At 39.5% G+C, this 3,959-nt stretch carries 7 protein-coding genes; all 7 read right to left on the bottom strand.

Going from position 1 to position 3,959, the window contains the following annotated elements; all coding sequences use genetic code 11:
- A partial coding sequence (locus tag L4C37_RS22110; RefSeq protein WP_429770120.1) for a methyltransferase domain-containing protein occupies positions 1 to 179 on the bottom strand: 179 nt, incomplete at its 3' end.
- A 172-nt stretch (positions 180 to 351) separates the two neighbouring features.
- Positions 352 to 603, bottom strand: a complete 252-nt coding sequence (locus L4C37_RS22115) for a TIGR03643 family protein (protein WP_429770110.1) — start codon at positions 601 to 603, stop codon at positions 352 to 354.
- Positions 604 to 828: 225 nt separating this feature from the next.
- Entirely contained in the window at positions 829 to 1,476 is a 648-nt protein-coding gene (gene lepB / locus L4C37_RS22120; RefSeq protein ID WP_429770112.1) for a signal peptidase I, read from the bottom strand.
- Positions 1,477 to 1,663: 187 nt separating this feature from the next.
- Complete coding sequence (locus L4C37_RS22125) at positions 1,664 to 2,098, bottom strand: hypothetical protein (protein ID WP_429770114.1); 435 nt, start codon at positions 2,096 to 2,098, stop codon at positions 1,664 to 1,666.
- 151 nt (positions 2,099 to 2,249) lie between these two features.
- Complete coding sequence (locus tag L4C37_RS22130) at positions 2,250 to 2,480, bottom strand: hypothetical protein (RefSeq protein ID WP_429770116.1); 231 nt, start codon at positions 2,478 to 2,480, stop codon at positions 2,250 to 2,252.
- Positions 2,481 to 2,625: 145 nt separating this feature from the next.
- Complete coding sequence (locus L4C37_RS22135; RefSeq protein WP_122019783.1) at positions 2,626 to 3,006, bottom strand: DUF4087 domain-containing protein; 381 nt, start codon at positions 3,004 to 3,006, stop codon at positions 2,626 to 2,628.
- A gap of 141 nt (positions 3,007 to 3,147) precedes the next feature.
- Positions 3,148 to 3,759 (bottom strand): LysE family translocator, encoded by a 612-nt coding sequence (locus L4C37_RS22140; RefSeq protein ID WP_429770118.1) that lies wholly within the window; start codon positions 3,757 to 3,759, stop codon positions 3,148 to 3,150.
- Between the last annotated feature and the right edge of the window lie 200 nt (positions 3,760 to 3,959).

The raw sequence follows: 3,959 nt of genomic DNA on the forward strand, positions 1-3,959 counted from the left end.
GGATTAATATCGAAGCCATGAACCTGATAACCCTGTTGTTCTAGGTACTCGATATCACTACCTGTTCCACAACCACAGTCAGTGGCTATTTTAAGGTTTGATTCATTGAGTCTGGATGCAAACTCAGTACGTTTTGAATGTGGGCGAGACAATGCCTTTTCGTAGTACTGGCGCCAAATTTCAGTATTTTCATCCTAAGTTTCTGATTTTCCCTAAATTACATAACGCCCAATTAAGTAGCTGACAACGCTGCCAAATACATTCAAATTTAACACCGAAATCACTGAAACTAAACCTAGCTAAAAATGCCAAGCGTTGGCAGTCTGCTTAAATTGCTTGTTAGGTGTGGGTTCAACGATGCTTGTACTGAGTTGGGCAATAAGCTCTTGTAATATCAGAACTTCGAAGTTTTTCGTGTTTGGTTAAACGTCCTGAAACTCGAGAGCGCCACAATTTAAAACTGCCACTTCGTAGTTTGCCGCGCATGAAGCGAATAACCTCAGCTTCATTCAAGCCGAATTGTAATTTAATTGCCTCAAACGGAGTTCTATCTTCCCACGCCATTTCAATAATTCTCGATGCTCTTTCTTCTTGTAGAGTCATTCTGCAGTCCTAAGTTAAAAAGTCGCTTTCTATACGCTAATTTCTAACTTATGGTTCACAAAATATATAGCTTGACCTCCCAAACACCTAACGCCCTGTTAAGTTGCAGACCAACGTAAACCTGGACCTAAAGCAACGCACCTATTACATTCAAACCATTTGGAACTGAAAATGCCACGCGTTGGCTGTCAGCTTAAACAGTTTGTTAGGCTGCTATATCAAGGCTTATTCGACATCAATTGCAAACCGATCCGAAGACCGTTTATCTGAAGTCGAAAAAGCAACATGCGTGACTTTACCCATAATATGATTGCCCTCAACGAAACCCCAGTACCGAGAATCCGAGCTATTGTTGCGATGGTCACCCATTACAAAATATTTATTTTCCGGAACAATAAATGTCCCATTAATACTTGGCAAATTACCATTCTCGCCGTATTGAATTCGATGGCTTGCACCTTCCAAAGACTCAACTCTTATTTCAACTAACTGTTGAGAAACAACTCGTGTGGAATTTAACTGATTACCGTTTATAGTAATTTGGCGCTCTGAAAAACCAATTTCGTCGCCTGGAATACCGATAACCCTCTTTACATACAACTTATCCGTATGAGGCGGGACAAAAGTGACCACATCACCTCTCGCAGGGCTTCCTATATCAAATAAACGGACATTTAGAAACGGAATAGAAGCACCATACTCTGTTTTATTAACTATCAGCCAATCACCATCGTATAGGGTTGGTTCCATTGAACCGCTCGGTACATGATTCCAGTCCGCAACAGCAGATCGGAAAAATACCAAAGCAAAGATAAATACAATATAACTTACGTTATTCTTTAATAATTTACGAACCTTCTTGTTTATAGTCATATTTTAGAACACTCCATAATCGATTTTACTTTTTGAGTGCTAATCGTACAATTTAGTTCAAAGTATATATGGTTGATGTCGCCTAACGCCCAATTAAGTAGCTGACAACGCTACCGATACATTCAAAATCACCACCGAAATCACTGAAGCTAAAACAAGCTGAAAATGCCAATCGTTGGCAGTCTGCTTAAATTGCTTGTTGGGCATTTTCGATTTGCTTTATGCTCAATTGAACTGAAATAATATTCTGTTCTAGCTGTTCAAAGTAAGCTTTAACTACATACCCTAATTCATTCTTTATATATATAAACTCATTTTCTGTGTTAGCGCGAAGCTCTCCAATAACTTGATAATTGTGCTCGCAAAAAATTAAATCCTCATTTTCATCCCTACAGCACCAAACTCCCGTTGGCTCGCTATCTAAGTTTTTCCTTATATCAACACCAAGATTAGAAAGATAACTATATAGCTCTAAGTTTTTTCGAGAAAAAATATGGTAATAAAACTTACAGTCTTCACACTCACAGTCATCAATTATCCTACTTTGCGTTCTATAAAACTCCCTTGTTGCTTCAACATATGAAATCAACTCTATGTCATCGAGATTGAAAATTCTTCCCATACTTACGACTACCCCAAGCCTAACGCCCAATTAAGTAGCTGACAACGCTACCAATACACCCAAATTTACCGCCTAAATCACTGATGCTAAACCGAACTGAAAATGCCAAGCGTTGACAGTCTGCTTAAATTGCTTGTTATATGATGACGCATTAATTAAAAAATTCATCTTCGGGAAGATCATCTAAGCCGATGTCCTTCAAGTCAATTTCAAATACTTCAGCTTGTTGTTGCATTAGCGTAACTATTCTGTGGAAAGCCATCATATAGCCCGTGTTGAAATCACTTTTATCAGTATTACTCTCTGAAATTGACTCTAAAGCATACTCCTTTACTAGAGTACCTAAATCTCTCGAATAGCTTTCAAACTTATCATTAGACATATTATTCCTCGAATGCATATAACGCCTTGTTAAGGGGTGAGCAACGCAATACCGAAGCCGCCGCATACCACCTTAGTCACTAAAACTAACGCATAGTAAAAATGCCACGCGTTGCGAATCCCTCTTGAACTATTTGTTAGGCTAATTACTTAAAGGGAAGTGGAATATCTTTCGTTATGGATATGTCCTCTAAACACTGCTTCAAAGGTAACTGCTTGGATTTATAGATTGTTGTAATCGAATTTGTCTCTTCGTCTACGTCCACTGTTAAACAAGCACAACTAAAACCATAGTTTCGATTTGTTCTAACAAATTCATTTTCATTTGCAGTCGCTTGATAAAGCAGTTCCATCGATTTATCGTCCAATGCATTCGAAGTACCTTGGACTGATATATCCCACGAGCCATCACGATCAATCAACCACATATTGGCAGGAGAAGGATTTTCAAGCCATCCACATCGAGTCTCTTCTGCCGTCGCTGCTAGTGCAGAAAACATCCCCAAAATAACAATCAATAATCTCATCATTTACTCCATTCACCTAACACCGCGTTAAGTGGTGAGCAACGCTACCACCCTACCTAAACCATTGTGACATAAACACTTAACTTAAAGTAAGTCGAAAACGCCAAGCGTTGGGAATCCGTCTTAAACGCTTTGTTAGTTTTATTGCTGGCGACTTAGTAGCAGGCTTGCTCCAGACATAGCTAAAAAGGTAGCGCAGCCTCTATTAAAGCGCTTTGTCGGTTTCGTGAACCACTGCCTCAAATATATTCCGAATAAGGCATAAATCGATATTGCACCCATTTCTAATATTAGGAACGTCGCCCCTAAAACGAAGAACTGTTCATTTACATTAGCCGAAACATCAACGAATTGTGGGAGAAATGCAGTAAAGATTAAGATTGCCTTTGGATTACCAGCGGCTAACAAAAATTCTTGTTTAGCTAAACCTAGTCGGTTGTGAGTGCTTTCTAGTTCAGCGACGGGACTTGACTCCGAACGCCAAAGATTAAAGGAAATCCACAACAAGTACGCCGCACCCACAATTTTAATGGTTAGAAATAGAGTCTCAGATGCATAGAGAACGACAGCTAAACCTGAAGCTGCCAAAGCAATCATTACAGAGAATGCTGCTATTCGACCCAGACCAGCAATGAAAGCAGACTTGAAGCCGTAACAACGAGCATTATTCATAGACAGTAAGTTGTTTGGACCAGGGGTCATATTGAGCGCAAAGCACGCTGGTATAAAGAACAATAACTTCCAGATTTCCACAATATTTACTCCATAAAAACTAACGCCCAATTAAGTAGCTGACAACGCTGCCAACAAACTCAAATTTACCACCGAAATCACTGAAGCTAAACCAAGTTGAAAATGCCAGGCGTTGACAGTCGGCTTAAATTGCTTGTTATAAGTGCGTTTTAGTATAAACCATCGTACTATCGAGCTCACCTGACGGCAGTCGCCTAGAG

Source organism: Vibrio kagoshimensis, assembly GCF_050337535.1.
In the GTDB taxonomy this organism is placed as follows: Bacteria; Pseudomonadota; Gammaproteobacteria; order Enterobacterales; family Vibrionaceae; genus Vibrio; species Vibrio gallaecicus.

What these genes read in the sequence shown, in the direction of transcription:
- L4C37_RS22125 (WP_429770114.1), bottom strand. Translation starts at nt 2,098, where the DNA reads ATGGGAAGAATTTTCAATCTCGATGACATAGAGTTGATTTCATATGTT.
- L4C37_RS22115 (WP_429770110.1), bottom strand. Translation starts at nt 603, where the DNA reads ATGACTCTACAAGAAGAAAGAGCATCGAGAATTATTGAAATGGCGTGG.
- L4C37_RS22135 (WP_122019783.1), bottom strand. Translation starts at nt 3,006, where the DNA reads ATGAGATTATTGATTGTTATTTTGGGGATGTTTTCTGCACTAGCAGCG.
- lepB (WP_429770112.1), bottom strand. Translation starts at nt 1,476, where the DNA reads ATGACTATAAACAAGAAGGTTCGTAAATTATTAAAGAATAACGTAAGT.
- L4C37_RS22130 (WP_429770116.1), bottom strand. Translation starts at nt 2,480, where the DNA reads ATGTCTAATGATAAGTTTGAAAGCTATTCGAGAGATTTAGGTACTCTA.